Source organism: Exiguobacterium sp. UBA7533 (assembly GCF_002479335.1).
GTDB lineage: Bacteria > Bacillota > Bacilli > Exiguobacteriales > Exiguobacteriaceae > Exiguobacterium_A.
In genome coordinates this window covers 121,282-147,524 of the sequence record NZ_DLMP01000003.1, presented here as the reverse complement: position 1 = coordinate 147,524, position 26,243 = coordinate 121,282, and the positions used below count along the sequence as shown (strand labels likewise).

At 47.8% G+C, this 26,243-nt stretch carries 27 protein-coding genes; 16 read left to right on the top strand and 11 right to left on the bottom strand.

Features of this window, described 5'->3' with window-relative positions; all coding sequences use genetic code 11:
- Nucleotides 1-57 precede the first annotated feature (57 nt).
- A complete protein-coding gene (locus tag B2U10_RS06275; protein ID WP_023467629.1) occupies nt 58-237 on the bottom strand; it encodes a hypothetical protein in 180 nt (59 codons plus the stop codon).
- 107 nt (nt 238-344) lie between these two features.
- Here B2U10_RS06275 and rnz point away from each other — a divergent pair, with 107 nt between their 5' ends.
- Genes rnz through B2U10_RS06240 form a run of 7 tightly spaced genes read left to right on the top strand, consistent with a single transcriptional unit; the run spans nt 345 to nt 5,096 of the window.
- Entirely contained in the window at nt 345-1,250 is a 906-nt protein-coding gene (gene rnz, locus B2U10_RS06270; protein WP_035409018.1) for a ribonuclease Z, read from the top strand.
- Between the two features lie 3 nt (nt 1,251-1,253).
- Nucleotides 1,254-2,150, top strand: coding sequence for a hypothetical protein (locus B2U10_RS06265; protein WP_290786382.1), 897 nt, complete (start codon nt 1,254-1,256; stop codon nt 2,148-2,150).
- Nucleotides 2,147-2,551: a DUF4430 domain-containing protein gene (locus B2U10_RS06260; protein ID WP_035409014.1), complete on the top strand. Its 405-nt coding sequence runs from the start codon at nt 2,147-2,149 to the stop codon at nt 2,549-2,551. Before B2U10_RS06265 ends, B2U10_RS06260 begins: the two co-directional genes overlap by 4 nt.
- A complete protein-coding gene (locus B2U10_RS06255; protein WP_056060308.1) occupies nt 2,529-3,248 on the top strand; it encodes a hypothetical protein in 720 nt (239 codons plus the stop codon). Before B2U10_RS06260 ends, B2U10_RS06255 begins: the two co-directional genes overlap by 23 nt.
- Nucleotides 3,184-4,137, top strand: a complete 954-nt coding sequence (locus tag B2U10_RS06250; RefSeq protein ID WP_290786379.1) for an ATP-binding cassette domain-containing protein — start codon at nt 3,184-3,186, stop codon at nt 4,135-4,137. The genes B2U10_RS06255 and B2U10_RS06250 overlap by 65 nt, the downstream gene beginning before the upstream one ends.
- The gene (locus B2U10_RS06245) at nt 4,134-4,697 is read left to right on the top strand and encodes an ECF transporter S component (RefSeq protein ID WP_290786377.1); all 564 of its coding nucleotides are present in this window, start codon (nt 4,134-4,136) and stop codon (nt 4,695-4,697) included. Before B2U10_RS06250 ends, B2U10_RS06245 begins: the two co-directional genes overlap by 4 nt.
- A gap of 27 nt (nt 4,698-4,724) precedes the next feature.
- Nucleotides 4,725-5,096 (top strand): hypothetical protein, encoded by a 372-nt coding sequence (locus B2U10_RS06240; RefSeq protein ID WP_056060317.1) that lies wholly within the window; start codon nt 4,725-4,727, stop codon nt 5,094-5,096.
- A gap of 42 nt (nt 5,097-5,138) precedes the next feature.
- Here B2U10_RS06240 and B2U10_RS06235 read toward each other — a convergent pair whose 3' ends face one another.
- Nucleotides 5,139-5,954 (bottom strand): SDR family NAD(P)-dependent oxidoreductase, encoded by an 816-nt coding sequence (locus tag B2U10_RS06235; RefSeq protein WP_056060320.1) that lies wholly within the window; start codon nt 5,952-5,954, stop codon nt 5,139-5,141.
- Between the two features lie 145 nt (nt 5,955-6,099).
- Here B2U10_RS06235 and B2U10_RS06230 point away from each other — a divergent pair, with 145 nt between their 5' ends.
- Nucleotides 6,100-7,560 (top strand): MDR family MFS transporter, encoded by a 1,461-nt coding sequence (locus B2U10_RS06230; protein WP_290786375.1) that lies wholly within the window; start codon nt 6,100-6,102, stop codon nt 7,558-7,560.
- A gap of 43 nt (nt 7,561-7,603) precedes the next feature.
- Here the strand turns inward: B2U10_RS06230 and B2U10_RS06225 are convergent, their stop codons facing one another.
- The gene (locus tag B2U10_RS06225) at nt 7,604-8,503 is read right to left on the bottom strand and encodes a DMT family transporter (RefSeq protein ID WP_290786372.1); all 900 of its coding nucleotides are present in this window, start codon (nt 8,501-8,503) and stop codon (nt 7,604-7,606) included.
- Between the two features lie 44 nt (nt 8,504-8,547).
- Here B2U10_RS06225 and B2U10_RS06220 point away from each other — a divergent pair, with 44 nt between their 5' ends.
- The 5 genes from B2U10_RS06220 (at nt 8,548) to B2U10_RS06200 (ending at nt 15,620) form a co-directional block, all read left to right on the top strand.
- The gene (locus B2U10_RS06220) at nt 8,548-10,665 is read left to right on the top strand and encodes a DNA topoisomerase III (RefSeq protein ID WP_290786368.1); all 2,118 of its coding nucleotides are present in this window, start codon (nt 8,548-8,550) and stop codon (nt 10,663-10,665) included.
- On the top strand, nt 10,665-11,084 hold the full coding sequence (locus tag B2U10_RS06215) for a hypothetical protein (protein ID WP_056060333.1): 420 nt from the start codon (nt 10,665-10,667) through the stop codon (nt 11,082-11,084). Before B2U10_RS06220 ends, B2U10_RS06215 begins: the two co-directional genes overlap by 1 nt.
- A gap of 71 nt (nt 11,085-11,155) precedes the next feature.
- Nucleotides 11,156-11,602, top strand: coding sequence for a hypothetical protein (locus B2U10_RS06210; RefSeq protein WP_290786364.1), 447 nt, complete (start codon nt 11,156-11,158; stop codon nt 11,600-11,602).
- A gap of 208 nt (nt 11,603-11,810) precedes the next feature.
- Nucleotides 11,811-14,366, top strand: coding sequence for a sensor histidine kinase (locus tag B2U10_RS06205; RefSeq protein ID WP_290786361.1), 2,556 nt, complete (start codon nt 11,811-11,813; stop codon nt 14,364-14,366).
- Nucleotides 14,367-14,510: 144 nt separating this feature from the next.
- Nucleotides 14,511-15,620, top strand: a complete 1,110-nt coding sequence (locus B2U10_RS06200; protein WP_349680024.1) for an MFS transporter — start codon at nt 14,511-14,513, stop codon at nt 15,618-15,620.
- Nucleotides 15,621-15,672: 52 nt separating this feature from the next.
- On the opposite strand, the gene B2U10_RS06195 is transcribed toward B2U10_RS06200, so the two are convergent.
- The 5 genes from B2U10_RS06195 to B2U10_RS06175 form a co-directional block, all read right to left on the bottom strand.
- Nucleotides 15,673-16,845, bottom strand: coding sequence for an MFS transporter (locus tag B2U10_RS06195; RefSeq protein WP_290786357.1), 1,173 nt, complete (start codon nt 16,843-16,845; stop codon nt 15,673-15,675).
- Between the two features lie 114 nt (nt 16,846-16,959).
- Nucleotides 16,960-17,988 (bottom strand): ABC transporter permease subunit, encoded by a 1,029-nt coding sequence (locus tag B2U10_RS06190; protein WP_290786354.1) that lies wholly within the window; start codon nt 17,986-17,988, stop codon nt 16,960-16,962.
- Nucleotides 17,988-18,848: an ABC transporter permease subunit gene (locus tag B2U10_RS06185; RefSeq protein ID WP_290786351.1), complete on the bottom strand. Its 861-nt coding sequence runs from the start codon at nt 18,846-18,848 to the stop codon at nt 17,988-17,990. Before B2U10_RS06185 ends, B2U10_RS06190 begins: the two co-directional genes overlap by 1 nt.
- Nucleotides 18,849-18,877: 29 nt before the next feature.
- Entirely contained in the window at nt 18,878-19,945 is a 1,068-nt protein-coding gene (locus tag B2U10_RS06180) for a DUF58 domain-containing protein (protein ID WP_290786346.1), read from the bottom strand.
- Between the two features lie 6 nt (nt 19,946-19,951).
- Nucleotides 19,952-20,875: an AAA family ATPase gene (locus B2U10_RS06175; RefSeq protein WP_029341157.1), complete on the bottom strand. Its 924-nt coding sequence runs from the start codon at nt 20,873-20,875 to the stop codon at nt 19,952-19,954.
- A gap of 296 nt (nt 20,876-21,171) precedes the next feature.
- Between B2U10_RS06175 and B2U10_RS06170 the strand changes: the two genes are divergently transcribed.
- Nucleotides 21,172-21,786, top strand: coding sequence for an NAD(P)-dependent oxidoreductase (locus B2U10_RS06170; protein WP_290786343.1), 615 nt, complete (start codon nt 21,172-21,174; stop codon nt 21,784-21,786).
- A gap of 46 nt (nt 21,787-21,832) precedes the next feature.
- On the opposite strand, the gene amyS is transcribed toward B2U10_RS06170, so the two are convergent.
- The gene (amyS, locus tag B2U10_RS06165; protein WP_369792031.1) at nt 21,833-23,356 is read right to left on the bottom strand and encodes an alpha-amylase; all 1,524 of its coding nucleotides are present in this window, start codon (nt 23,354-23,356) and stop codon (nt 21,833-21,835) included.
- A gap of 355 nt (nt 23,357-23,711) precedes the next feature.
- On the opposite strand from amyS, the gene B2U10_RS06160 reads away from it, so the two are divergent.
- Together B2U10_RS06160 and B2U10_RS06155 are read left to right on the top strand one after the other, a co-directional pair.
- Complete coding sequence (locus B2U10_RS06160; protein WP_290749088.1) at nt 23,712-24,536, top strand: endonuclease I family protein; 825 nt, start codon at nt 23,712-23,714, stop codon at nt 24,534-24,536.
- A 149-nt stretch (nt 24,537-24,685) separates the two neighbouring features.
- Nucleotides 24,686-25,270 carry a YdcF family protein gene (locus B2U10_RS06155; protein ID WP_290786339.1) on the top strand — a complete coding sequence of 195 codons (585 nt, stop codon included), beginning with the start codon at nt 24,686-24,688 and terminating at the stop codon, nt 25,268-25,270.
- Nucleotides 25,271-25,324: 54 nt separating this feature from the next.
- Here the strand turns inward: B2U10_RS06155 and B2U10_RS06150 are convergent, their stop codons facing one another.
- Both B2U10_RS06150 and ytzI read right to left on the bottom strand, forming a co-directional pair.
- Nucleotides 25,325-25,876 carry a hypothetical protein gene (locus B2U10_RS06150; RefSeq protein WP_290749095.1) on the bottom strand — a complete coding sequence of 184 codons (552 nt, stop codon included), beginning with the start codon at nt 25,874-25,876 and terminating at the stop codon, nt 25,325-25,327.
- A 134-nt stretch (nt 25,877-26,010) separates the two neighbouring features.
- On the bottom strand, nt 26,011-26,184 hold the full coding sequence (gene ytzI / locus B2U10_RS06145) for a YtzI protein (RefSeq protein ID WP_023467656.1): 174 nt from the start codon (nt 26,182-26,184) through the stop codon (nt 26,011-26,013).
- Between the last annotated feature and the right edge of the window lie 59 nt (nt 26,185-26,243).

Sequence of the window (26,243 nt, the reverse complement as noted above, 5' to 3'; positions counted from 1 at the left end):
ATGGAACACAAAAAGAGTGTATCGCGACATTGCGATACACTCTTTATCATTGTACGATTAAACTACTTGAGGACGATCCACATATTCCATAGACTCTAAAACGAGTTCTTCTGTACATAATAAGGTCGAAGCGATTTCATCGATTTGAATCGACTTTCCGTATTTTTGCCGATAACTCTCGTTTAGTTTACGGGCTTCCCGGACGATCCGGGCATATGTCCGTTCAATCTTAGTCATGGAAAAACCACCTTCCAAATCTGAATAGGTACAGTTTACCATGCTTCAACAGACGAAAGGTGTATTTTGTGTATAAAAAATGCTAATTTTACGAAAAGGGGAAAAAGATGGAATTTTATTTTTTAGGGACAGGAGCCGGTATGCCGTCAAAACAACGGAACGTTACTTCGATTGCCTTGTTACACCCCAAAATGACCTGGTTATTCGATTGTGGAGAGGCGACGCAACATCAAATCTTACACAGTCCGATTAAACCACGAAAAGTCAACGCGATCTTCATCACCCATTTACATGGGGATCATATTTTTGGATTACCAGGATTTATCAGTACGCGAGCTGCCTTAGAAGGAACGACACCGCTAACGATCTATGGACCGACAGGGATTAAGGAATGGATGGACGCGACATTAAGGATTACAGGAACATATTTACGTTATCCACTCCAGATCGTTGAAGTCGAAGATGGTCAAACATACGAACAAGATGGTTTCCGCGTGACGGTGCGGTCACTTGAGCACCGTTTTCCGGCGTTCGGGTACCGCCTAGAAGGACCAGAAGAGCGTGGGGCATTGCGTGTCGATGCACTGAAGGCACTTGGAGTTCCTTCCGGTCCACTCTATCGCCGAATCACACTGGAAGAAACCTTTGAATTCGATGGCACGGTCTACGCATCGTCTGACTTTTTAGAATCTCCCAAACCAGGTGTCAAGCTAGCGGTTCTTGGCGATACGATGCCGTGCGCGGCGTCGATAGAGCTCGCGCGAGATGTCGATGTATTAGTCCATGAAGCGACGTTTGCCGATCGAGAAGTCGAACATGCGGGACGCTTCGGTCACTCGACTGCTCGACAGGCAGCTGTCATCGCGGATACGGCGCAGGTAAAAAAGCTCCTCTTGACGCACGTATCTGCGCGTTATGTCGATCAAGAAGAAGTACTGGAACAAGAGGCACGAGAAGTATTTGCAAACAGCCATCTCATGTTTGATCACCGGGTCGTCCCGGTCAAAGGGTAAAAGATGGACTTTCTCATTTTATGGGCACTCTTTTTACTGGCTGCTAGTGGCTTAGCGTTTTTACTTGAACGGCGAACGGAAAAAGAAACATACTTGTATATGAAGTTCATTTTTTATGCGTGTCTCGGCGCCGTGTCGTTTCCAGTCTATGATATTCAATTACCGCTCGGCATCATCATCTTTTTGATCGTGTTGCATCCGAAAAAGAATTCACGTTATAAACGATACATGGCATTATTCGGGTTCTTGTTCTTCCTGTTTCAACTGTTCCTCGGACCGTTTGATGCCGGAACGTTGCGGGAAGAAACTCAACAGATTGGTCGCGTGACCATCACGGATGATTCGTTCGATCGCTTTCTCGCACAAGTCGAACGCCGTGTAGGAGAAGACGGATTACGGTTGGAACAAAGCCAGCTAATGTTCGATCGAGGCGGGAATCTACGGAATGCTTCGTTTGAGATGCTCGTCCAAACTCCGAAACGGTTCATTCGTTATGATGTCAGTTATCAAGAGTTGACCGGAACGATTTCCTATCGACCACGTGAAGAGTTGGCAACGAAATCATTGATATCGTATTATCAAAAACTGATTGATGCGAACCAATCGTTTGAGACGTTACGAAAACTCTCGATGCATGAGATTTTACATGATTCCAAAACCCCCTATATCGAGATGGATCTCGATGGGCTCTACGAAACGTTTAGTCTGCAGGATGCGACAGTATTTTTGATTGATGACAAAGGAAAACTTATTCCGTATGTTAATACAGGGGACGATGTCTTAGCGAATGCGATTCGCCTGACCTATCTGCGGTCTGACGGTCAATCATTACGAGACAAAACCATTCTGTTATACAATTACAGCTTTGAGACCTCAAGGCGAAAAGGAGTCGTACGATGAAAAAATGGTTATTTGCTGCAAGTATCGTGTTACTTGCCGGTTGCGCAGAAGCAAAAGAGGAACAACAAACAGCGTCTTGTGAGACCGAAGTCAAGGTGTCGGTCGTGGATCACGTCAAGGATAAGACATTATTCGATAAAGACGTGTGTTTAAATAAAAAAGATACAGCACTGGATGCGCTTGAAGATACAACGCTTGATGTCGTTAAAACAGGTAAAGGTGAGATGGCATATGTAACGGCAGTCGATGGGATTCGTGAAAAGTCAGCTGGAGCAGGGAGTGGCTGGGTCTTCGGTGTCAACGGAAAACCCGGGGAAGTCGGTGCCGGGAGTTATGAACTGAAAAAAGGAGACCGTCTCGAATGGCGGTTTGAAAAAGATGCAATGGCTTATTTTGAGTAAACCAGAACGGGAGCGACTTCACCCAGTGAACGTCGCTCTCTTTTTCATCGGGATGATTACGATTCCATTCGTCCTCACACACGATCAAACGATCATCGTGGTCTATCATCTACTCTTGTTCTTATTCGTTCAAGAGCGGACTATTTTTCGATATCTCTTACTTCCTGCTCTCTATGCCGTCATGATGTGTGTACCACTCCTATATGGAGCAAGCATCGATTCGTTTGCCATATATGAAACGACGATCCAGGTGACATTATTCGTCACCTCAAGTCAATGGATCTTCACGTTAGTTCGACTTGATCAGATGGGACCGTTGTTTCGTCTCCTACCCCGACTAACACGATTGACGGGTATGGTCCTGGCACTAATTCCCTCGTTTTTACGGACTTGGCCGGAGGTTAAGATGAGTCATCCTGATGCGTCGCTTGGCATTCGTCTGGAACGGATGGCGGCCTATCATATCATCCCGATCGAAGCGGCACCGTCTCGTTTACGACCGTTCGCGCGACGAGATGTTCAGACCGGAGTCCTGCTAACAATGGGAGTCCTGCTTTGTTTCACATCATGGGCAATCGCTTCGGCTCTGTTGCTACCAATATCATTATTAGTTACAAAGGGAGGAATGCGGGATGCCTATCATGTATACCGACAACGATCGAGAAGAGCGACTGCGACATCAGGCAATCGAGCATGATCAATCAGTCTTGACACCAGAGCGCCTCCTACATGGACGTGTCCGGGACTTGCTTGCGACCGTCTCCTTGTTTCGAGCCGGAGAACTCGCGACCTTACTTGGCTTAGAAGCCTTTTTTGAAGCGGAGTCGAGTGAACTTTCGGCTGGGGAACAACAGCTCGTCGGACTCGGTCATGCCTTGTCTTCGTCACCGAAGACACTTTTTTTGTCGGAACCTTTTCTCTTTCTTGATCATGTCAGACGCAAGCGATTAATGGGATTGCTTGAAGAAATCGAACGACGGTTTGGTTGTCAGATCCATTGTTCGATGACGATCCAATCCGACCTCTCGCTGACGAGTGAATCGGCTGAAACAACTGGACGTTTCCTGAACCAAATCGAAAACGTTCAACATCGTTATCCGTTGCAGACACGCTATGCACTGGTGACAGGAAAATTGTCATTTCATCAAGGCGAACGGATTGCGATCATTGGTGCAAATGGTAGTGGGAAATCGACGTTACTCCGGCTCGCGCTCGGTGTCGAGCGACCGCTATACGGAAAAGTCCGGCGGTCGGGGGAGACGCATTATGTACCAGCGCATCCGATGCTTGCACCATTAGACGATCGAAGCGGTAGTTTTACGACGCAAAAAAAGCGTCTCTTGGACGGTATCGATTGGAGTAAAGACAGCTATTACTTTGATGAACCGACGGCTGGACTTGATGACAGCGCACGAATGGCTTTCGTCGCATCGTGGAAGAAGAATCCGACGAATCTGATTGTCATGGCGACGCATGATCCAATTCTCATTCGGGCAGCACAGCGGATCATTTATCTCGTGCACGGAGAAGTTGCTTTCGATGGACCAACGAAGCACTTTTTACAAGAAAGTCGGTTGTTCGTATGATCGTCGCAACGGTTCTGATCGTCTGTCTGTTTTTAGTCATGTTCGAGAGACTTCAGATGACGGATCAACGATTACGGTTCATCGCCATCATGACGGCAGCGGCAATCGTCGGACGATTGTTGTTCTCCAGTTTGCCGAACGTCCAGCCGGCAACGGCACTCGTCTTATTATTAGCCGTATTCATCCATCCGATCGTCGGAGCCATTTCTGGGATGCTTGTCGTCGTGTTAACGAGCTTATTTCTCGGAAGCGGTCCGTTCGTCCTCTTTCAGGCGCTGGCGTATGCAACGATTGCCAGTTTAGGATTCGTTCCGTTTCTTCGTTACCGGATCGTATTGACCGGATATGGTTTTTTTGCTGGCTTTTTATATGGATGGGTGAGCAATCTCGGGTTCTTGGTATTGACGGGATTCTCGTGGCAAGCCTTTTTGACATTACTTGTGACCGGGGGAACGTTTGACTTACTTCATGGATTCAGTAACGCGGTATTCATCTGGATATTGTTTCCGATTTTTTTACGAATTTTGCATTCATTCGATGAAAAGAGGGGTACAGAATAGTAACATACCGAACAGGAGGGAAGGCATATGCTGGGATCATCGATTTCGCTTGCTTATGTCGTCATGTTACTCATCGTTTCGAGCGTCGGCTTAGTGTTTGGTAGTATTTTGTTGATGAAAGGTACCATTAGAGGACGCTACGCCGCTTGTTACTTACTCGCTGCCTCCGTTTTCCCGGGCGCCATGTTGATTACCTCATCAGAAGGATTACAATGGCAATATTTACGATTCGAGAGTTCATGGTTCCTCGCGATTGTTTCCTGGTTACTCGTCTTATCGACGGGGTACCTCGTCTCGATCACGGGTGCTCTCGTCGTTCGTTATCTGTATCATTATACGATGACATTTGATCGCGTCAAACGTTATGTGACGCGACGCTTTCGTCATCGCGAAGCGTAAATACAAAAACGGAAGAACCAGCTATCTGGCTCTTCCGTTTTTTCATGAATTCGCGTACAGGAGATCTTCTTCTGTCGAGGATTCTTGCTGACGTGCAGGATTTTGGATTCGTCCTGTTACTTCCGTTAGGAGACGACGCGGCAGGAGACGAGACAAGGAAACCATGGCCCGGTTGCTTACACCTGGAACGACGACGCGGCGTCCTTTGAGCATGCCACGGTACCCAGCGAATGCGACGAGGTGTGACGGCATACTCTTGAACGGTAGCGTGATGTTCGCCCGGTCGAAGAAGTTCGTATCGGTCGGTCCTGGGCAGAGACAAGTCACACTGACACCCGAGCCGTCGACTTCTGTCGCAAGTGCTTCCGAGAACGACAGGACATAGGCTTTCGTTGCATAGTAGACACTCATGTATGGTCCTGGCATGAAGGCAGCGACCGACGCGACATTCAAGATGCGTCCGAAGCCACGTTCGACCATTCCCGGTAAGAGACGTTTCGTCAAATCCGTCAAGGCGACGACGTTGACCTGGATCGAGTTAATGTCTTCTGTTGGATCGATTTCCGCAAAGCGTCCCGACGTGGCGAAGCCGGCATTATTGAACAATAGATCGACCGTCAATTCTTGTTCCTCTAAGTATTGCACGAGACGATCAACGCTGTCGCTTAGTGATAAATCAGCAGCGAATACATAGACTTTGATCTGATAGCGTTTTTCAAGGACCTGTTGAAGCTCCTTCAATTTTTTCTCATTGCGGGCAACGAGTACACAATCGAAGCCATCTCGCGCCGCGAGAACAGCGAGATCCAGTCCGATTCCACCCGATGCACCGGTAATCAGTGCCGTTTTTCGTAACATAGGACATTCCTCCATTCGAAATCGTGAATCTGAGTCTAGTGTATACCATTCCATACCGTTCCCGCGAATCCTGTTTCATAAGCATTTACTTTTCTTATCACTGGTTCAACCAGTATGATAGAACAGTAGAGGGGAAGTGGAACAAATGAGGAAAAAAGTAACCGTCGCCTTGTTGCTCGCGACGTTTTTAGCCGCGATTGAGGGGACGATCGTTGCAACAGCAACACCTGTCATGGCGAGTGAATTGAACGGGGCGAAATTAGTCAGTTGGATCTTTGCTGGGTTCTTGTTGTTCATGGCGGTATCAACACCGATTTACGGCAAGATGGCAGATTTATATGGTCGAAAACGGGTTCTGTTATTCGGGATCGGCGTCTTCACCGTCGCTTCGTTAGCCTGTGGACTCGCTCAATCGATGGAGATGTTGATCGTTTTCCGCGCCGTTCAAGGAATCGGGGCAGGAGCTGTATTGCCGATCGCGATGACGATCATCGGTGATTTGTATACATATGAGGAGCGGGGGAAAATCCAAGGAGTGCTCAGCGCTGTCTGGGGAATCTCAGGTGTCGCTGGACCACTCGTCGGTGGATTCCTCGTCGAATCGCTTTCGTGGCGGTATATTTTCTTACTAAACGTACCGTTTGCCTTATTATCGTTTTTCATGATCGTCGTTTACTACAAAGAGACGGTCCGTGAAACGGAGCGGAAAATCGATTACCGGGGTGCCTTATTGTTTGCGCTCGGGATGAGTGCGTTTCTGTACGGTTTATTGTCGGGCAGTGAGTCGGAGACGTTCTTGCGGCCGATCATTCTAGCGAGCTTTTTCATTAGTTTCGTATTATTGTTCACGTTTTATCGGGTCGAGAAAAAGGCGAGCGATCCACTCTTGCCACCAGCAGTCATTCGCCATCCGGTCATTCTCGTGATCAACTTAGCGGTCTTCTTTTCCGCCTGGGTGCTCGTCTCGATGTCAGCGTATATTCCGATTTTTGCCCAAGGGGTACTCGGGAAGAGTCCGACCGAAGCTGGTTTCATGTTGATGCCACTGTCGCTCTTTTGGACGCTGACCGCGATCATCGGTGGACGGACGATTGGTGTCGCCTCACCCCGGTACCGGACGATGACAGGTATGGGTCTGCTAATCGTCGGTACGACGATTCTCTCATTGATCACGCGCGAATCAAGTGATATCTTTATCTATCTTGCCGTTTCGCTGATCGGAATTGGTTTTGGTCTCTCGCAACCGGTCTTCATGGTCGTTTTGCAGACATCCGTCGATTGGTCACTTCGTGGTTCAGCGACGGCCGTCAACTCGTTCTTGAGTACGACGGGACAGACGCTCGGTGTTGCGATCTTCGGTACGATCTTCAACTTATCCATCCTTCGTTCGTTTGCAGCGTCAGATACGCTTTCAGGATACGCGATTGATCCATTCTTTCAATCAAGTACGGCTAAAACGTTCGGGCAAGACGTGCAGTATGCGGCAGAAATTGCGTTGTCGCATGGATTACGTTACGTCTTCATCGGTGGTGTTCTCTGTGCCATTCTCGCGTTTGTGATGACATGGCGTTTACCGAAAGTCCGACCTGACGATCCACGATCGTAACGAAAAAGCGAACCAGGATGATGATCATCCTGGTTCGCTTTTGTCATGAGGAAGATTGACTAGTGGCACTTTCACGATGGGCGAGCTGTTCACGAATATCACGTTCATTGCGTCGGAGGAACAATCCAATTCCAATCAAGAGTAAAGCGGCACCGGTGATTTGAATCCATGTTAACTTCTCATTAAACAGATAATACCCAAAGATCATGCCCCAAACCGCTTCGCCAAGGATCGTGATGCTGACGATGCTAGCGCTGACACGAGCGAGCGCCCAGTTGAATAAATTGTGACCGAGTAGCGTCGGGAAGACGGCAAGAAGAATATATAGCCACCAATCCTGTTGAAACGCAGCGACGAGATTCGTTGATTGAATCAACGATAATAAAAGCAGAACGATCGACGCGACGGCATAGACACCGAACGAATAGAGATTCGTCGAAACGCTTGTGCGGACGTGTTGACCGAGCAACCAGTAACCAGCGACTAAAATCGTTGCGAGTAAGGCAAGACCGTCCCCGATCAAGGCGCGCATGCCGACGGCGATATCTCCGTAAGCGACGAGACCGCCACCGAACAAGGCGACAGCGACGAACAGGAGTGCCTTGCGCGACGGGTGTTGTTTGAAAAATAACGCGTTACCGGCAAGGACAAAAATCGGACTTGCGGTCACGAAGAGCGTTGAGCTCGCAACTGTCGTATAATCAAGAGAGAGAAACCACAGCCAAAAATGCCCGGCGAGCAAAATGCCACTTAATAGCATATGCCGAATCGTCGACGAACTGAGTTGCAAAAGTTCCTTCAAGCGAATGAGTGGGAGCAACAATAAGGTCGAGAACAGCATGCGGTAAAAGGCGACAGCCTCGATCGGGGTCTCCGCCCATTTGACGAAGATTGCTGATGTTGAAATAAAGAATAAAGCCATGAATAACGTAAAATAGGGCATGGGTACCTCCACATGTCTGAAGTAAGGAAATGAGGGTGAAGCGTGTGCAATTGATCATTGCTGAAAAACCAAAACAAGCTGAAAAACTGGCAGCTCCGTATCCGTCTGTGAAGCGGGACGGCTACATCGAAATCAAACCGTGTGACCGATTTCCGCAAGGGGCAAAACTCGCCTACGCGGTTGGACATTTATGCGAACTGCAGGAGCCGGCGCATTATGACGCCAAGTGGAAACGATGGAACTATGACCATTTGCCAATTATCCCGGAACGATTTGATTACCGACTGGCAAAAGGTAAAAGTAAACCGTACCAAGTCATCAAAAAATTATTGAATGAGCGGACGACGACTTCCATCATTATAGCATCGGATGCCGAGCGAGAGGGAGAGGCAATCGTCCGATTGATCTTACGTCTCGCGAACAACGCAAAACCGTTGCAACGACTCTGGATTTCGAGTCTGACGCCTCAAGCCGTTGACCATGGGTTTGCGAACCTGCTCGATGGAAAGGAAACGGAGAACATTTTTCATGAGGCGATGAGTCGCGCTTGCGCCGATTGGCTGATCGGGATGAATGCGTCACGTGCCTATACGACGTTACTGAAAAAGAAGGGCATCGCTGATGTCTTTTCCCTCGGACGGGTCCAGACACCGACACTCGCACTGATCGTCGAACGGGAAAAACAAATCGAGAATTTCCAACCGGAGACGTATTATGAAGTCGAAGCGGATTTTACGCGATACAAAGGGAAATACATCAATGCGAAGAAACAGACGAAGCTGAGTGACCGGGAACAGGCACAAGCGATCGTGAATCGGACAAAAGGAACCGGCATCGTCGCATCAATCGAGAAAAAGCGGCAGACGGAACGTCCACCGTTTTGGTTCAGTTTGTCGCTCTTACAAACAGAAGCGAGCCGACGGTTTGGTCTCGGTGCAAAAGAGACGCTCGATATCGCGCAAAAACTCTATATCCGTGGTTGGATCAGTTATCCGCGAACGGACTCGTCGTTCGTGACGAAAGAGGAGGCGGGACAGTTCCCAGTCATTCTTGATCGATTACTGAAGCAAGCAGAGTATAGCCCGATCAAGGATGTCCTGACGAACAATCCAGCTAACGATAAACGCTACGTCAATTCGGCAAAGGTCAGCGATCACTATGCGATCATTCCAACAGAAGAGGCGGGTGCCGTTGCCAAGCTCTCGGGACGAGATGCGCAAGTCTATGACTTGATTGTCCGTCGATTCCTTGCCGCCTTTGCACCGGACGCTGTCTCGGAGAAGACAGAAATCGTAACGACACGCGAGATGGACCGCTTTTTGACACGTGGCAGTCGGACGATTGATCCGGGCTTTAAACAGGTCTTACAAATCGAATCGAAGGAAGTCGAATTGCCAGCCGTCGAACAAGGACAAGAGATGCCGATCAAAGGCTGTCGTCTGCTTGAGAAACAAACGGAGCCACCGAAACGTTATACAGAAGGGACACTCATCCTCGGTATGAAAACAGCCGGTAAGTTGCTTGAAGATGAGCTGCAAGCGATCATGAAGGAAGTCGAGGGACTCGGGACGGAAGCAACTCGTGCCGGGATTATCGACGGACTAAAACGGCGGGAATACATCAAACTCGTCAAAAAAGAGATTCATCCGACACCAAAAGGGCGGATATTGATCGATGCCGTGACGGGGAGTATTCTTGCTTCGCCAGAGATGACAGCGAAGTGGGAGAGCCGGCTAGAGCAGATCGGTAAAGGTGAAGCGTCTGCTGCCCAGTTCATCGAACAGGCGAAAAAATTGTCGGAGCATCTCGTTATCGATGCGAAACAACGAATCGAACAACTCGCCGTTGATCCGACGCAAGTCAAAAGTAAGTCACCGCGAGGAGCGACGAATCGTCCGGTCGGTCCGTGCCCACTGTGTCAATCAGCGGTGCTTGATCGTGGGAAGTTCTATGGCTGCAGTGGCTATCAAAAGAACAACTGTGGCTTTACGTTACCGAAAACGATCCTTGGTGCCAAATTGACGCAAACGGAAGTCAAAAAGGTACTCGCAGGTCAAAAAACGAAGCCACTCGAGATGAAGAAGAATGCGCGTCAGTTCAAGGCGATGCTTTATCTCGAACGCGATCAATTAAAATTCGAATTCACGAAAGGAGAAGACTGATGCAATACGAACTGATTCAAAATCAAACGTTTCGTCCCGTCTTTGAACGACTTTTACAGGAAGGGCACCGCTTAACGGTCTGGTTTCCGGATCATATTGAGGTGCAGTCAGCAGAAGGACTCGTCGAAGAAGCAGAAGAACTATTCGGTGTGACAGCAGAAGTGATCGATGATCCACAATCATTCGGCAAGCATATCCTCCTCCCATACTTGACGGAAGTCGAGCACCGGGAAGATGGATTCATCCGCTACGAAGCTGAGTTGACGGAAGAGTTACGTCAACTCGTACGCGAATTGACGTTACCGATGTTGACAGAGGGTGACTTTGAGGTGTTGTATTCGTATCAAATCGAGACGAAGACGGAACGTTTCTTCGTTGAAGACTGGTTCCAAGCCGAATTACAAAAACTACCTAACTAGGTGAAACTTTCTTGAACAGGATAACGTAGGATAAGTGATCGTTATTATTCTATTCATTTGGAGGGCTCATCATGTTCACAGTAGCATTCATGGAAAGCGAACTGGGAGGCGACGGCTTCTTTTCAGGTATGCCGATTTTCATGGTCGGATTTTTCGTTCTCATCATCGGTTTCATTCTGTTTGGAGTCATCTCTGCAGCCTCAAAGGGAATTTCGACGAATTCATTGACGCAACAACTGCGCGAGCATGCGGCGCGTCTTGTCAGTCCAGTGGAATCAGATGCACTGAACTACGTCGCTTACTTAGAAACGTTGACAAGTTTTCCGGTCGAAAAGACGAACCTTGAACCGTTACGGATTGCGACGGGTATTTTAAGGCTCATTCAAGGAGCAGATCAGATTTCCGAAACGACTGAAAAACAAGTCTTAGCCCAGTATTTACGACTTGGCATTTTGGATGCGGATCATTTAGCGGATGAACAGCCAGTTCGGAGCCATAGTCACCACCATCATCATTGAAAAAGAGTCCTGCAGGGCTCTTTTTTTGTTGAAAACGATTGAATCGTGACATCTAATTGTCATATACAACGATTTAGATTAAAGTTGTATGAAATTGAAATCTTTTTGAGCAGAATACTGTGTATCGATTGAAAAAAGTTTACAATGAATGGACGGGAATACCTTTGTTGCTAGAGAAGGATAAAGGGAAAGGAGTTGAATTCCTCCAATGAAAACATGGCTGAATCGAACGATTGGACGGCAAATCATGTCTGCGTTTTATGTGATTTTTCTGACACTACTGTTAACGACTGGTGGTGTCTACCTATATACAAAACAACAGGTGGATGAATCACGTCAAGAGTTGAAAATGCTAAACGAGCACCGGACACGGGCGACGGATTTATATGAGTCGTGGCAAAGCATGCAGTACGAGGTGCGTGGCTTCGTCCTGCTTGGTGACGAAGAGATGCTGAAGGAAATCGAAGCAAAGAAAAATGGCATCAATCAACAAACGACGTGGTTCGAACGCAATGCACGTTTTAAAGAAGAACGACAGTATGCAACGGATGCACGGGAACTCTACACGGCATATACACAACGCGTCATGCCGAGTCTCATCAATTATGTTGCGGCGAAAAAAGACGGCAAAGTGACGGAACCGTTCTTGAAGATGCCGACGCTTGGAAAGGTTACGAAATCAAAACCACTCGATCCACAGCGGAAGTTCAACATCAAGACGAAGAGTGCGGCTGATATGAGTTCAAGTATCGTTGATATGGAGACGGTCTTCACAAAATATCGTAATTCCTTAAACGATCAAGAGATGGCGGCGCAAGAGCAGCTTGGTAAACAAGTCAACTCGTCGCAAATTCTCGGAGCAGTCAATATTGCAATCCTCTTATTGATTACTCTCGTTTTCGTCCGACCATTCGTCCGCCGCTTGACGCGTCAGTTGCGTCAGTTGAACCGGGAAAGTGGACGACTCGCTAAAGGTGAGGATGCGACACCGATCGTCATCACGAATCGTCAAGATGAGATTGGTGAGTTGACGACGACGTTCAACCAGATGGCAGCCACCATTTCCGGGCAAAAACATCAACTCGTCGCAAGTAACGACGAACTACAAAGTCAACAGGAAGAATTAATTGCCCAGCAAGAAGAACTTCAATCGCAACAGGAAGAACTCGAAGAAGCACTCGACATCACGTTACGTAACGAGACCCATTTGCGTTATCGCAATGAGTTGACGGAAACGCTCGCTTCTCGCGAAACGTTGACGGCGTATCCGGCGATCATCGAAAAATTGATTACGATCACCGATGCGGAGCTCGGAGCAATCGTCTTCCTAGAGCAAGACCGCTATACGGATCTCGTCTCTTACGGGATGACGGCAGCTCAGGAGCACCAGTTATTACATGCTTCGACGTCATTACTCGAACGCACACGTCAAAACAAGCGTGCTGTTCGCTCGACGAAACAAGTCGCGAGTCATCATCCGCTCCCATATCCGTACGCGATGTACGAAATCGTCGTACCGGTGATGGATCCAGCGACGAACACAATGATTGCAAGCATTTATCTCGTCCGTTACCGGGATGCCTTTACGGAAGAGCAGACGAACGAAATCTGGTCGTTCTCCCGTCAATTGGCACTCTCCTTGCTCCGGATGCGTGTCTTTGAAGAAGTCGAACGAGAACGGGAAAAGACGTCCAAACTTCTCCATTCGATTCGGGAAGCGGTCATCTATATCGAAGGAGAGACGATTTTTGCCAATAAACCATTGCTCGCTTTATTCCATCATCCGGCGCACGATCAAGTGGCGGAAGAAGGATTGATGACGCTCGACGTCAAAATCGAAGAGTTGGCAGTGCAAGTCGATCAACATGAGGCGTTCTTAACCTACATGGATCATGTCTGCAGTCAGGAAATTCCGACGGAGAGCTTGGCGTTGTCCTTGAACAAGGAAGAGCGATTCGTCACGCTGTATGCAGAGGAAATTCATTACGGTGGTTGTTTCCGCGGTACGATGCTCGTCTTACGTGACGTGACGGCAGAGACAGCAATCGACCGGATGAAATCGGAATTCGTCTCGACCGTCTCGCATGAGTTGCGGACACCGCTTGCCTCGATTTACGGCTACACGGAACTGATGCTTGCGCGCGACGTCCAGGAATCAAAACGTCAACGGTATCTCGAGACGATTCATGCGGAAACCGAACGGTTGACGAACCTCGTCAACGACTTCCTCGATGTCCAGCGCATGGAATCGAGTCAGCAGCAGTATGACTTCAAACCGCTTGATTTGACGAAAGTCATTCAGGAAACGGTCGAGTTCCATACGGCTTCGGCAAAAGATCACGAGCTAGTCCTTGATTTTGAAGAAACGACGACGGGGCGGATTCATGCTGACGAACAAAAAATGCGTCAGCTGTTCACGAATCTAATCAACAATGCGATTAAGTATTCACCGGATGGTGGTCAGATCACGATTACGATGCGTCAAGTCGATGATCGTGTTCAGCTAAAGATCGAAGACGAAGGAATCGGTATTCCGCGTCACGCGCTACCACAACTGTTCAGTAAGTTTTACCGAGTCGATAATTCGGATAGTCGAAAAATCGGCGGTACCGGTCTTGGTCTTGCGATTTGTCAGGAAATCGTTCGTTCGCACGAAGGAATGATTCATGTCGAATCAACGGAAGGTGTCGGGTCCGCGTTCATCGTCGAACTACCGATCGTCCAGTCCGTCGTACCGGTCACGGAATCGGCAGACGAATGTTAATGTCAAAAGCGTTCTTTGATTTTTTAATCAAAGGGCGTTTTTTTGTTGGTTTCATCTGCAAAACGGGAATTAACTACTATCAAACAGAAAGGAAGTGAGGAGATGCGGCGAAGCAGATGGCCTTGTTAAGTCCGACGATCACTCATTCTTTGGATCCTGATCGAAGCCAGTAGTTCGTTCATTCCAGCTTATGTGATTGAACGCTTTTTCTGGGAAGACCGGGGAATGAGCATTGCCGACGTCGTCATCGCAGAAATCGTCTTTGCTTGGGTCATGTTGATTGGTGAGGTTCCGTTCGGTTTGTTATCCGACCGGTGGGGTAGAAAGCCGTTCATTCTGGCTGGTTTCGTATGTGAGTGGTTATCGTTTACGGTGTTGCTTGAAGCCTACTCATTACCTGCTTTCCTCTTGGCGATGGTCCTTGCTGGCATCGGTGGTGCAGCACTTAGTGGAGCGCTTGAAGCCCACGTCTATGAAACATTGCGAATGCATAGGAGAGAAGAGCGATTCGAGACGGTCTGGCGAGTGATTTCAATCGGTGGTTTGTTGACGTCTGGACTTGCGGCACTCGTCGGGAGTTACGCCGTGCGATCGGTAGACTTGATCTGGCACTATCACGTGTCCTGGTGGGTTTTGCTCGGAACAGTACTCCTGACGTTTTTCTTAAAGGAAGCAGCGCGAGAACAAGACGGAGAGACGAGTTCGTTGAAGACATTGCTAATAGGACTCTCGTTTCGACGCGTCTACATCCGAATTCTTTGTCTTGTCTTGTTATACGGGGCGACGATTGATTTCGTTGATGAGTTTTGGCAACTCTATCTACGGGATCAAACGATACCGATGGTCCATTTCGGATTCGTCTTCGTGTTATTCCAAATCATGCAGGCGATTGGTGCGTCCTTATCTCGGTTCCGATCGCCCGTCGGATGGGCGATGATCTATATCGTGTGTCTTGCCGGATTGTCGGTTGCCTCTCCGCTCGTCAGTATCGGTTTACTCGGTATGCTGTACTTGTGCTATGGCTGGGCTGAGCCTTATGTGACCACTGTTATCCAAGATGTTGCGCCGACAAATGGACGCGCAACGTTTACGTCGCTGATTTCAGTCATTGAACGTTTAGCTGTGCTTGGAACCGGTACGCTGTTCGTCTTCGTCGAACGTGTCTTCTCGCTTCAGATGACCTATGCCGCGCTCGGTCTCGTCTCACTTATGTTGCTTCTGTTGTATAGTGTGACGCGCACGCGTCAGAACTGAATCAAAAAAAGGACAAAGGTGCATTGACCTTTGTCCTTTTGACTGTCATTTATTACGACACGTGTCGTTGCTCCTGAGAGGAACGTGCTAATACCTGGCGAGCCGGTTGCCACATCAACAAGGAGAGGGCTCCTGCGAGCGCATAGACAAGCTCGATCGCAAACACATCGGCAAGCCATCCGAACAATAGACTGCCGAGGCAGAAACAGAGTGCATAAACGGTTTGTTGCACGCTATAGACATACGGTAACCGTTCGAGTGGTGTCGTCTTTTGCAACAACGTATTCAGCTCAATCGCCCGGACTTGACTCGCAAACCCTTGGATCAGACAAGCGATCACGGCAAGTGTGACGATTGGAGCGAAAGCAAACAAGAAGGTCGCAACAATCGAAAAGCCGATGCTGCGATAAAGCAACGAACGCGTTCCACGACGACGTAACATCATGTAACTACCGGCGATCATGCTCAGCAGATAGAAGGCATTTAGAATGCCCCACCAGCGTTCCGATAGCTGGAAATGTGTATCGATGTAGACGAGGAACAGAGCAGAAATCCAAGCCGTACTGACGAACGCATCGATTCCGACGAGATACGTGTTGGCTTTCGCGAATGGATGCGCTCGCGTGTAGCGAATACTCGACCGGAAGGAAACGTCTTCCCCTTCCATCGAAGGGTCGGGTAGAGAGCGGACGCTTCGATAGAACAGATAGCTGATGAGACTCGCACCTAAAAACAGACCGGCCGAGACGGACAAGACGGAAAGCGGCGATAACCAGCTGACCAGAATGGCACCAAGCGGCCACATGATGAGCTGAATCACTTGATTCGAACCTTGTACGAGACTGTTAGCCTTTTGGACATCCTGACACAGTCGAGGGATGAAGGCACTTTCGATCGGACGAGCAAATCCGTCGAAGAAAGCGATACATCCAACGAGTGCGAGGATAAGTGGCAGTGGTAAATCAAGTCCCCAGATGATGCCTAAGAGAATCGTCTTGAGGAGTTGACTGCCGAACAACAACGAGGCATGGGGAACACGTTGAGCGACTTGGGCGAATAAGAAGCCGCTTCCTGTCATGCCTGCTGTGACGAGAACGGGAAACAGGGCAGCGAGACTCGCTTGCCCTGTCGTTTGATAGATCATCGCGATCAGGGAGACGATATAGAGCGCATCTCCCGCATTTGCAATCCATTGACTGACCAATAAAAGCGTAAACCGGTTCATTCTGAATGACCTCCATATCGTACGTATTTAGTTAGGAGTGAGAATTCAGAATGACTTACATTGGACGCCCTCATTTCATGTTTTTTTCTAGTGTAAGAGGAAAAAAATGGATTGTCAATCAGAATCGTGACGGGAGTTCCGGGCAACGAGTGTAAAGGGATCAACCATCGATGTCGCGGCAGCTTCGTCTTGAGCACGAGATGCCGATAGCTTGATTGGTTTTAGTTGCTTGCGGAATCGGAAAGCCCGTTCGAGTCGACTCATGAATAGATTGCTGAAGAAGACAATCAATGCTAGTCCAATCAGTGGAACGAGGAACATATGGTTGAGCCACGACGTCGCTGAAAACTGGTTGTAGTAATAGCCGAACATCGAGGACCACTCAAAGATTGTTGGCATGACACCCTCATATAAATTGACTGTTCCGGCGAAGAAAATACCTAAGAGCGATAAATGGATCAGCAACATTAGCGTTTGGATGAATTGTTGCATGAAGACGATCATCAACGTCGGAATGAGGTGTGGCAAAATATGGCGTCTGAAACGATGCCATGGACTACCACCAAGCGTCTGGGCGACTATCATGAACTCTTGACTAAGCAACTGACGAGTCTCAGCAATCAGGTAGAGTGATAACGAAGGTAGACCGAGTAAAATCAGGATGATCAATTCAAACGAGACACGATCGAATAATGATGGAACCACCGTCGAATCTATGAAAACAAGAGATGAAAATAAAAGCAGTAAAGAAACGAGAGACAGTGGTAAAACTAAAAACCCATCAAGAATAAGTTTCAAGTATCGATTGACACGAGCAGTTCGAAAAGCTAGCGGAATCGCGATGACCAGTGAAAGAAACATCCGACTAAGAGCAACGAGGATACAAATACCGACCGTCCACTTGAACCCTTCAATCATCAATTGAAAGAGGTCGTTGCCGGAACGGTCCGTACCTAGCCATTGATCACTTGACGGTTTTAAGGGAGACGTAGCAAGAAATGTGCCATCTTCAGCGTAACGATTCGAGATTTGATCAACTTGACCATCACGTAAGATCGTATTTCCGAAACTTAGGATCAGTAAAACGGTGAGCAAAAATAGACATAGCCAGAAGACAGGATCTCGCATTAGGGTGCGACGCATCAAATCCCTCCTTTCCAGGCGTTCGGGATCAACCATTCTGCAAGTAAATCCATGATGAAGATCGGTAGATAGATTAAGAACAAGACGACCATTAAAATCGGCATTTGCCCAAATTGAAGAACGAAACGAAACAGGCCTTGGACCTGAAACGTGTACTCAATGATTAACAAACTTGATAGAATTGTAATAATATTGGCTCTGAAAAATAAATAAAACCGATAGACCATCGTCGGAAGTAAATGTTTCCAGAAAAGAGCGGTTGGCTGAATACCTTTTGCCCTTGCGAGTTCAAGGAACGGTGCAGATTCTTGTTCCAGTACTTGTGTCGTCAGCCATTTGATAAAGAAAAATAATGTTGTCAGCGTTAAGGTGGTAATCGGTAAGAAACGAATCGAGTCAGCATATGTTCCTGCAATCTCGATTTTGCTATATCCTGTCATTTTGAATAAATAGATGACGAGGAATTGCGAAAAAATGATCCAAAATAAGTCTGGAACCATCTCAAGTGTGCGTGTCGCCTGTTTCAATAGTGTCCGTGTTCGTCGACCACTTCGATAAAACAGATAGGCGTAAAGAATCGCACTGATCGCGGAAACGATCATTGCTATTGTAAAGATGATCAACGTCTCTTGAATATAGGGCTGTAAAGAAGGGAGTAATAAGACTTCTTTTTGAGCAGACACATTAAAATAAGTGATCTCATCAAGCTTTGCTAGTTGAGCGAATTGCTGTTTCAGACCTTCTATGTAGCTTGCTGGATTGAATTTCATTTGTGCGACGAGCGCCGGAAGGGCGCTGATCGCAATCAAGACAAAAAAAGCCACGATGAGCTGCATCGATTTTCGGGCGATAAAAGCCATGAAGTGAGAAACTCCTTTCTTTAGGGTCCTCAACCGATGGCGAGGATCCGGTCATTCCCAATTTGAATCAACTGACTATTCATATGCTTACGGCGAAGCACGTAGCGTTCGAAATGTTGCGTCGCGATGAACGAATCACGCGTCGAGACCGTCGAGAGGATCATTAAGACATGCTTTAATTGTGGTTGGCCTTCTTGTAGCGAAAGATGCGTCATTCGGTTCGCTCCGTCGAGACGATTGAGAAATAGTTCGATCTTGCAGCCTTCCTTGATTAATTCACTGATCAGGAACGCTGCTTGTTCGATGAATGTCTCGAATTGTTGATGGAGCCCGTAACCGCTTGGTGCCGATAAATTCAAGGCAATCGTAAACGTATCCTGATTGCTTGTTTCGAACACTTTTGCCTGCAGCCGACCGGTTTTCGCTGTCGCATACCAATCGATCTCTTTTGACGGTTCTGCCGTATATGGTTTTGCACCCAGCTGAACGAGCTTGTTCTTGAGTGGCGAGTACCGATCTGGTCGGTCGCCGATCCGTAAACGCTGTAAAAGCAAGGGCGTCGCCTGCGCCGTTAAGGACGGTAAGACTGTAAACGACGGATACGTCTCGAACGTAAAGAGATAGACGCCCATCTTCCAAGGCAAACGAATCGTCAAGATGATCTCATCGAACTCCGCCGGTCCGCGGCGAACCGTCTGAATCGGTATTGTTACCGCGTCTTCAGAGTCAATCACCGCATGAAACGTCGCCGGATGCAGCGGGTCCATCTCCGGGAAGATGACCCCACCATCCGTATGCAAACGAAGCGTCGCTTCGAGTCCGAGCTGACTTAAAGATTCGACACCGAAGACTTGTAGATGGAGCGATGTCTGTTCTTGGTTGAACATCAACGCTTCATAATGCTTCCATTCGATTGCCACGTCCCGTCGGAGCTGTTTTTCTGTTCGACCGACGACGAAATGAATCGTCGCCAAGGCGGCGAACAGAAAACCGAGGATCGACAGACGTGGAATGAAGAGGAAGATGAACGTCATCGCGACGTACAGTGGAAAGAGTCGGCGTTCAAGCCAAAACGGGACGGAACGTTCAATCTGCATGATTCGTCACCCCATCTCGACCGGAACCGGCACGTCGTCCAGAATATGCGTCAAGACAGCCGCTTTCGTCGTCTTGATTCCACCTTCAAGTGTCAGTGTCAGGCGATGAGACAGGACGTGTTTTGCAAGATATTTGATATCTTCCGGGATGATGAAGTCGCGTTGATTCAAGAATGCGTAGCTTTGCGAGGCGCGAAGTAATGCAATCGCTCCACGCGGACTGACGCCGACTTCAATGAGTTCATGGTTTCGTGTCGCTTGGACGATATGGAGCAAGTAATCGAGCACGTCTTGTGATGCATGGACGCGGCGTGCCTCTTCCTGCCAGGAAATCAAGTCACCGCCTGACGCGATGCCGACAGCTGACCGACGGACGTTCGTCAGAATCTCAGACAATAAGCGCCGTTCGTTCTCGAAATCCGGATAACCGACTTCAATTGCGACCATGAACCGGTCGAGTTGGGCGTCCGGTAATGGGAACGTTCCTGCCGATTCAATCGGGTTTTGTGTCGCGATGACGAAAAATGGGGCGGGCATCTGATAGGTCGTTCCACCGATCGAGACTTGACGTTCTTCCATCGCTTCAAGCAGTGCGGATTGTGTCCGCGGAACAGCACGGTTGATCTCATCAATCAAGACGACGTTCGCGAACAATGGACCGCGTTTATTCTCGAACTCCTGCGTCTTTAAGTTGAAGAAGTCCGAACCGATGACGTCTGATGGGAGAAGATCCGCCGTAAATTGAATCCGGGAGAAGGCACTCTCAAAGCTTTGGGCGAGCGCTTTGGCGAGCATCGTTTTCCCGGTTCCTGGTACGTCTTCTAATAGAATATGTCCTTCTGCGATGAGTGCCGTCAGACAGAGATCGATGACGTCTGGTTTACCGAGATAGATGGAGTTGAGTTGGTCTTTTAATTGTTGTAGTTTCACAGGAAATCCCTCCAAAGTTAAATGGTTGAGTAGTGTGCTAATTGTTGTTCAAAGCGGATCACGAGATCGCGAACACGTGAAGACACATCTGATGTATAAAGATAGGGTGATTTTTTAAGAACGATGATTCAGTTGTTTAAGGAAAAAATATCCATATGTACTTAGGAAGATTTTAGCATACACGCTTAACAAATAAAAACAATTTTCTGAAAATAAAGACAAGGTGAGACGATTCATTTTCAAGTGGTAAGGGTATGATTGAATCAGTGGATCTTGAAAGAGAAAGGATGTTTCGTATGAAACTGATTATTTTTGGAGCGACTGGTCAAACTGGACAAGAACTGGTCAAACAGGCGATTGATCACGGGCATGAGGTCACAGCATTTGTCCGCAGTCCAGAAAAACTGACACTACATGACGAACGGTTACGAGTCGTAAAGGGCGACGTGCTCGATCAAGAAGCGGTAACAGCTGCTGTTGCCGGACAAGATGCTGTCCTGACAGCTCTCGGAACGGAGAGTCTTGCGTATAGTGGTTTTTTAGAACGAAGTCTCGTCCGGATCGTGACAGCGATGAAAAAACAGGGGATAGAGCGGATTGGTTATGTCGCGTCTGCCGGTGTCGATGATGAATTACCGGGTGTGCAAGGGATGCTCGCTCAGCGGATTCTGAAGAATCCACTGAAGGATCACCGCCAAGCGATCGCGCTTTTGCAACAAGCGGATTTGAACTATACGGTGGCCCGACCACTCCGTTTACTGAACGGTCCGTTGACGGGGCTTTATCGTCAAGCAGATACAGGTGTTCCGGAAGATGCAAAACAAATCAATCGCGCAGATGTGGCGCATTTCCTCTTACAAGCAATCGAGACAGAAGATCATATCAAATCGAGTGTCGGTCTCGCTGAATGAAGAAGAAAGGTCTCTCCCGTCATACGGAAAAGACCTTTTTGAATGCTTATTGTTGACGATAGACGGAGACCGAACCACCATTGACGAAGAATTGACCGTAGCCATCTTGGTTGATCGTGACCGATGCCGTGTTGTTTCCAGTGATATCCGTCCAGACTTCTCCTTTGTTCTGAAGGCCGACGTACATCCATTTGCTACCGCCAGGGCCGTCTGAGAGGATTGTTGCAAGACCGGATTTTGCCCGATCCGAGACACCTTCCCGTGTCCAACCGATGATGTCTTGGTTATCGAGGTAATCATTTTGTTTCCCGAACGCGAAGTCCTTCCGTGCTTTGAGTAACGGATCAATCTTCGAAGCGAGTGCTGGAATTTCGCGATTCGACGTACCTTTTGTACCATAGTAGTCACCATAGAAGACCGACGGATACCCTTGTTCACGTGTCAGAATCATCGCGTAAGCAAGCGGTTTGAACCATGACTGAACCGTTGATTCAAGCGATTGTCCAGGCTGCGAATCATGGTTCTCTACGAGTGTGACAGCTTGGACTGGATTGCTCTTGACGAGAGTACCATCAAAGATCGTCCGCATGTCGTAATACCCGCCGCCTTTACTTGCCTGTTCGAACTTATAATGAAGCGGCGCATCAAAGACGGATTGTTGATAATTCGTCCGGCTTAAGTAGTTTTGCAACGTGCCGAGATCGTTCTGCCAATACTCTGCGACTGTGAACAATGGTTTGCCCGTCGTCTGACGAACGTTCGCGAGCCAGTCCGCTAAGTAACCATGTTTGATATGCTTGACGGCATCGAGACGGAACCCATCAAGACCAAGTTCGTTGACGTACCATTTGCCCCAGTTCTTCATTTCTTGCTGGACTTCTGGATGATCGAAGTCGAGATCCGCGTACATCAAGTAATCGTAGTTACCATTTTCAGTTGAGACATCCGTATCCCATGCTTTACCGGTACCGCGGAACTTATAGATAGCGCTTTTTGAACGCGATTGATCCCAGTCCGTGCCGTCGAAGTGGTACCATTTCCACTTGAAGTTCGAGTAGAGGTTATTTCGTGCTGCAAAATTGAAGCCCGTCCATGCCTGGATTTGATAATCGCCCGAGACTTCCTGATTACGGTTACCCGGATTGACTTCGACTGCCGTGACGGCTTCCGTGAAATCGGCGCCACCTTTATGGTTCATGACGACATCACCATAGACATCGATTCCAGCGGTATGCAATTGTCCGATCGCCGTTTTTAATTGCGCCTTTGTGCCGTATTTCGTACGAACCGTTCCTTTTTGATTGAACTCACCTAAATCGTATAGATCGTAGGCGCCGTATCCGACATCATTTTGCGAGGTACCTTTGTAAGCAGGGGGAATCCAGACCGATGTGATTCCGAGCTGATCAAGCTTTGTTGCGTCACTCCCGAGACGGTTCCAGTGGTTACCGTCATTCGGCACATACCATTCGAAATACTGCATCATCGTACCATTGTCAGCTGTTGCACCGACTGCAATCGGTTGCGCAAGTGGCGCTAAAAATGCAGCTGAAGCGACGGTTGCTAAAATCCATCCTTTTTGTTTCACGAAAAGACCTCCTTATGATTTATGAAAACGCTTGCATTATTCATTATAGTGAAGCCTTAGAGGAAAGGAATATCGTCCCGGATTCTTATTTGTCAGTGTCTTTCGTTCGTGACTTTTGACCCTAGAATATTTCTTTCGAAGAATTATTTTGATGCAATTGATGTCTTGGACGAAAAAAATCAGGACCATCTAACCGTTGTCTTTCGATAAAGAATCTGAACGACGACTCATCTTCAAAAAAGCAGGTCTATCGTCCATCTTCCACCATGAATGGATTCGATGTGAAAATGAGCGTGTAACATCCGTTTTCATACATACCAATCGAGGGGGAACACGCATGAACTGGAAGTCAAAGGTCACAGGTGCACTTGCCGCAACACTTGCGCTCGGGTCAATCGTCTTTACACCGGTCACTGCAAAAACAGTCGATCCAAAACAAGTAGCGGCAGGTCCGCAGATGGTTACATCTCAATCGACGATCGATGCGTACTATCTACCGGCAGCAGGAAAGACAGGGGCAGCGTTGAAGGCATCGCTGCACGATATCATCGACAACCATACACAAGTGTCATACGACACAGTATGGACAGCACTGAAAGAAACGGATCAAGATCCAAACAATGCGAACAACGTTATCGAGTTATACACGGGGAAATCGATTGCGAAAAGTAGCAATGGTGGAAATGTCGGTCAATGGAACCGGGAACACGTCTGGGCAAAGTCGCACGGTGACTTTGGTACGACGAACGGACCGGGAACAGACTTGCATCACTTGCGTCCGGAAGATGTCGTCGTCAACAGCGCACGTGGGAATCTTGATTTCGACAATGGCGGTACGAAATATAGTGGATGCGATTGCTACCGTGATGGCGATTCGTGGGAACCACCGAACCGAGTCAAAGGTGACATCGCGCGGATGATCTTCTACATGGCAGTTCGTTACGAAGGTGGCGGAGAAATCGATCTCGAAGCCTCAGAAAACGTCAACAATGGAACGAACCCATTACATGGAAAATTATCGACGCTGAAAGCATGGAATAAGCTTGATCCAGTCGATAGCTTCGAAATGCGTCGTAACGACGTCATCTTCGAGAAGTGGCAAAAAAACCGGAATCCATTCATTGATCATCCGGAATACGTGACATCAATTTGGGGAAATTGATGACGAGTCAATCAATAGGAAAATGCGATGTTCTCGATTCAGAGAAGATCGCATTTTTTTGGAGGTAAAGCCCGTCAGGTTGAAACTTTTTGCAAGCATCATTCGTACAGCATACCGTAACCCATTTTTTAGCAGAAAGGTCGTACGGTATGATTAAACGCACGTTCAACAAACGAAATATCAAATGGATGGTTGGTGGAGGACTCGTCGCTTGTGTCGCCTTCTGGTACAGTGTCGGGATTTTCGTCAACAGAGGAGAACGACCACTTGCGGATGGGTCGTCGCCGTATGTCATCGTTCTTGGCGCAGGTGTCAAAGGGGAGAAACCGTCGCAAATCTTACATAATCGGATTCAGGCGGCAGCCGCATATGGGAAACAACACCCGAATATCCGCTTCATCTTGAGTGGTGGACAAGGACCGGATGAGGATATCTCGGAAGCAGAAGCGATGCGACGCGGAATGGTGGCGTCTGGCATTGAAGCGGAGCGACTGGTTCTTGAGTCCAGTTCGACATCGACGACGGAAAATCTACAGTATTCAAAAGACTTATTACCAAAGAATGTCCGACGTGTCTCAATTGTCACGTCAGATTTTCATCTGTACCGCGCTCGAAAAGAGGCGAAACAACTGGGGTTACTGACGGACGCGATTCCGGCAGAGACACCTCTTTCAGGTGTCCTTCGTTTCGGGATACGTGAACGCGTCGCGATTCTTGTTCAATTCCTACGTTAAAAAAACCCCGACGTGTTGAACACATCGGGGAGAATGAAGAAGTACACCAAACGATTAGATGCCTTCACCTTTATTTTTTTCCTCAGAAGATTGAGCATCATTTGCTTGTTGATTAGAAGCATCGTGCTCAGCAGGTGGTTCTTCTTTGCCAAGTGCGACATCTTTCGCTTCGACGACTTTATTGCTGATAGAACTCAGGTCACCTTTTGTCTCATTGACTGTATCTTTCACAGTCGAAGCATCAGACTTCACTGTTTCAAGTTCTGTGTTCACTTTGTCATAGACGTTTTGAACGTCAGACGCCACTTCTTGGATGATACTTGAAGCACTCTTTACTTGATTGATAACTTGCGACGCTTTGCCCGACGGATCTTCCTTGATGGAAGACGCGAGTGTCGAGACGGAATCCTTCGCACCACGTAAGCTTTGTTTCGTGTTTTGACGGGACGAAGAACTAAGTAGCGTCAATAGTCCGCCGACAAGGGCACCGATTAACATCCCTGTGACAAGATTAACTTGACGACCTGATGATTCCTCCTGATCAAACTGACGATTCGGATGTTCTGCGTGCGTTGCGTGTGGATCATGTTGAAGATTCGGTTCCATAATAAACACTCCCTTGAGATAGTATTTAACCATGATATGGATATACCCTTGTGAGCAAATCAAAAACATCTAAAAAAAAACATGTATTTGAAATGAATTTAAAAAGACCACCGTGATATGATGGTCTTAGAGGTTCATTTGTTGGATGAATCATCATCATTTTCGTGACGAAGTTTTCGGTTGATTTCATCATAATCGATTTCGATATCGTCCTTGTTGCCCTTATAGCCATATCCTTTTGAAATGACAATGATCGAGGCGACCAAGACGAATACGATGATGAGAATGGAGACGACATATAGCCACATAGTCCACTCCTCCTTTCATTCACTTTCTAGTATGACGGAAAAAGCAGCATCCGTCTAAA

Excerpts from the sequence above, each read along its gene's own strand:
- B2U10_RS06210 (WP_290786364.1), top strand. The coding sequence starts at position 11,156 with ATGTTCACAGTAGCATTCATGGAAAGCGAACTGGGAGGCGACGGCTTC.
- B2U10_RS06185 (WP_290786351.1), bottom strand. The coding sequence starts at position 18,848 with ATGGCTTTTATCGCCCGAAAATCGATGCAGCTCATCGTGGCTTTTTTT.
- B2U10_RS06155 (WP_290786339.1), top strand. The coding sequence starts at position 24,686 with ATGATTAAACGCACGTTCAACAAACGAAATATCAAATGGATGGTTGGT.
- ytzI (WP_023467656.1), bottom strand. The coding sequence starts at position 26,184 with ATGTGGCTATATGTCGTCTCCATTCTCATCATCGTATTCGTCTTGGTC.
- B2U10_RS06150 (WP_290749095.1), bottom strand. The coding sequence starts at position 25,876 with ATGGAACCGAATCTTCAACATGATCCACACGCAACGCACGCAGAACAT.
- B2U10_RS06160 (WP_290749088.1), top strand. The coding sequence starts at position 23,712 with ATGAACTGGAAGTCAAAGGTCACAGGTGCACTTGCCGCAACACTTGCG.
- B2U10_RS06180 (WP_290786346.1), bottom strand. The coding sequence starts at position 19,945 with ATGCAGATTGAACGTTCCGTCCCGTTTTGGCTTGAACGCCGACTCTTT.
- B2U10_RS06230 (WP_290786375.1), top strand. The coding sequence starts at position 6,100 with ATGAGGAAAAAAGTAACCGTCGCCTTGTTGCTCGCGACGTTTTTAGCC.
- B2U10_RS06275 (WP_023467629.1), bottom strand. The coding sequence starts at position 237 with ATGACTAAGATTGAACGGACATATGCCCGGATCGTCCGGGAAGCCCGT.
- B2U10_RS06170 (WP_290786343.1), top strand. The coding sequence starts at position 21,172 with ATGAAACTGATTATTTTTGGAGCGACTGGTCAAACTGGACAAGAACTG.
- B2U10_RS06190 (WP_290786354.1), bottom strand. The coding sequence starts at position 17,988 with ATGCGTCGCACCCTAATGCGAGATCCTGTCTTCTGGCTATGTCTATTT.
- B2U10_RS06255 (WP_056060308.1), top strand. The coding sequence starts at position 2,529 with ATGCAATGGCTTATTTTGAGTAAACCAGAACGGGAGCGACTTCACCCA.
- B2U10_RS06215 (WP_056060333.1), top strand. The coding sequence starts at position 10,665 with ATGCAATACGAACTGATTCAAAATCAAACGTTTCGTCCCGTCTTTGAA.
- B2U10_RS06205 (WP_290786361.1), top strand. The coding sequence starts at position 11,811 with ATGAAAACATGGCTGAATCGAACGATTGGACGGCAAATCATGTCTGCG.
- B2U10_RS06265 (WP_290786382.1), top strand. The coding sequence starts at position 1,254 with ATGGACTTTCTCATTTTATGGGCACTCTTTTTACTGGCTGCTAGTGGC.
- B2U10_RS06245 (WP_290786377.1), top strand. The coding sequence starts at position 4,134 with ATGATCGTCGCAACGGTTCTGATCGTCTGTCTGTTTTTAGTCATGTTC.
- rnz (WP_035409018.1), top strand. The coding sequence starts at position 345 with ATGGAATTTTATTTTTTAGGGACAGGAGCCGGTATGCCGTCAAAACAA.
- B2U10_RS06250 (WP_290786379.1), top strand. The coding sequence starts at position 3,184 with ATGCCTATCATGTATACCGACAACGATCGAGAAGAGCGACTGCGACAT.
- B2U10_RS06195 (WP_290786357.1), bottom strand. The coding sequence starts at position 16,845 with ATGAACCGGTTTACGCTTTTATTGGTCAGTCAATGGATTGCAAATGCG.
- B2U10_RS06240 (WP_056060317.1), top strand. The coding sequence starts at position 4,725 with ATGCTGGGATCATCGATTTCGCTTGCTTATGTCGTCATGTTACTCATC.
- B2U10_RS06260 (WP_035409014.1), top strand. The coding sequence starts at position 2,147 with ATGAAAAAATGGTTATTTGCTGCAAGTATCGTGTTACTTGCCGGTTGC.
- B2U10_RS06225 (WP_290786372.1), bottom strand. The coding sequence starts at position 8,503 with ATGCCCTATTTTACGTTATTCATGGCTTTATTCTTTATTTCAACATCA.
- B2U10_RS06235 (WP_056060320.1), bottom strand. The coding sequence starts at position 5,954 with ATGTTACGAAAAACGGCACTGATTACCGGTGCATCGGGTGGAATCGGA.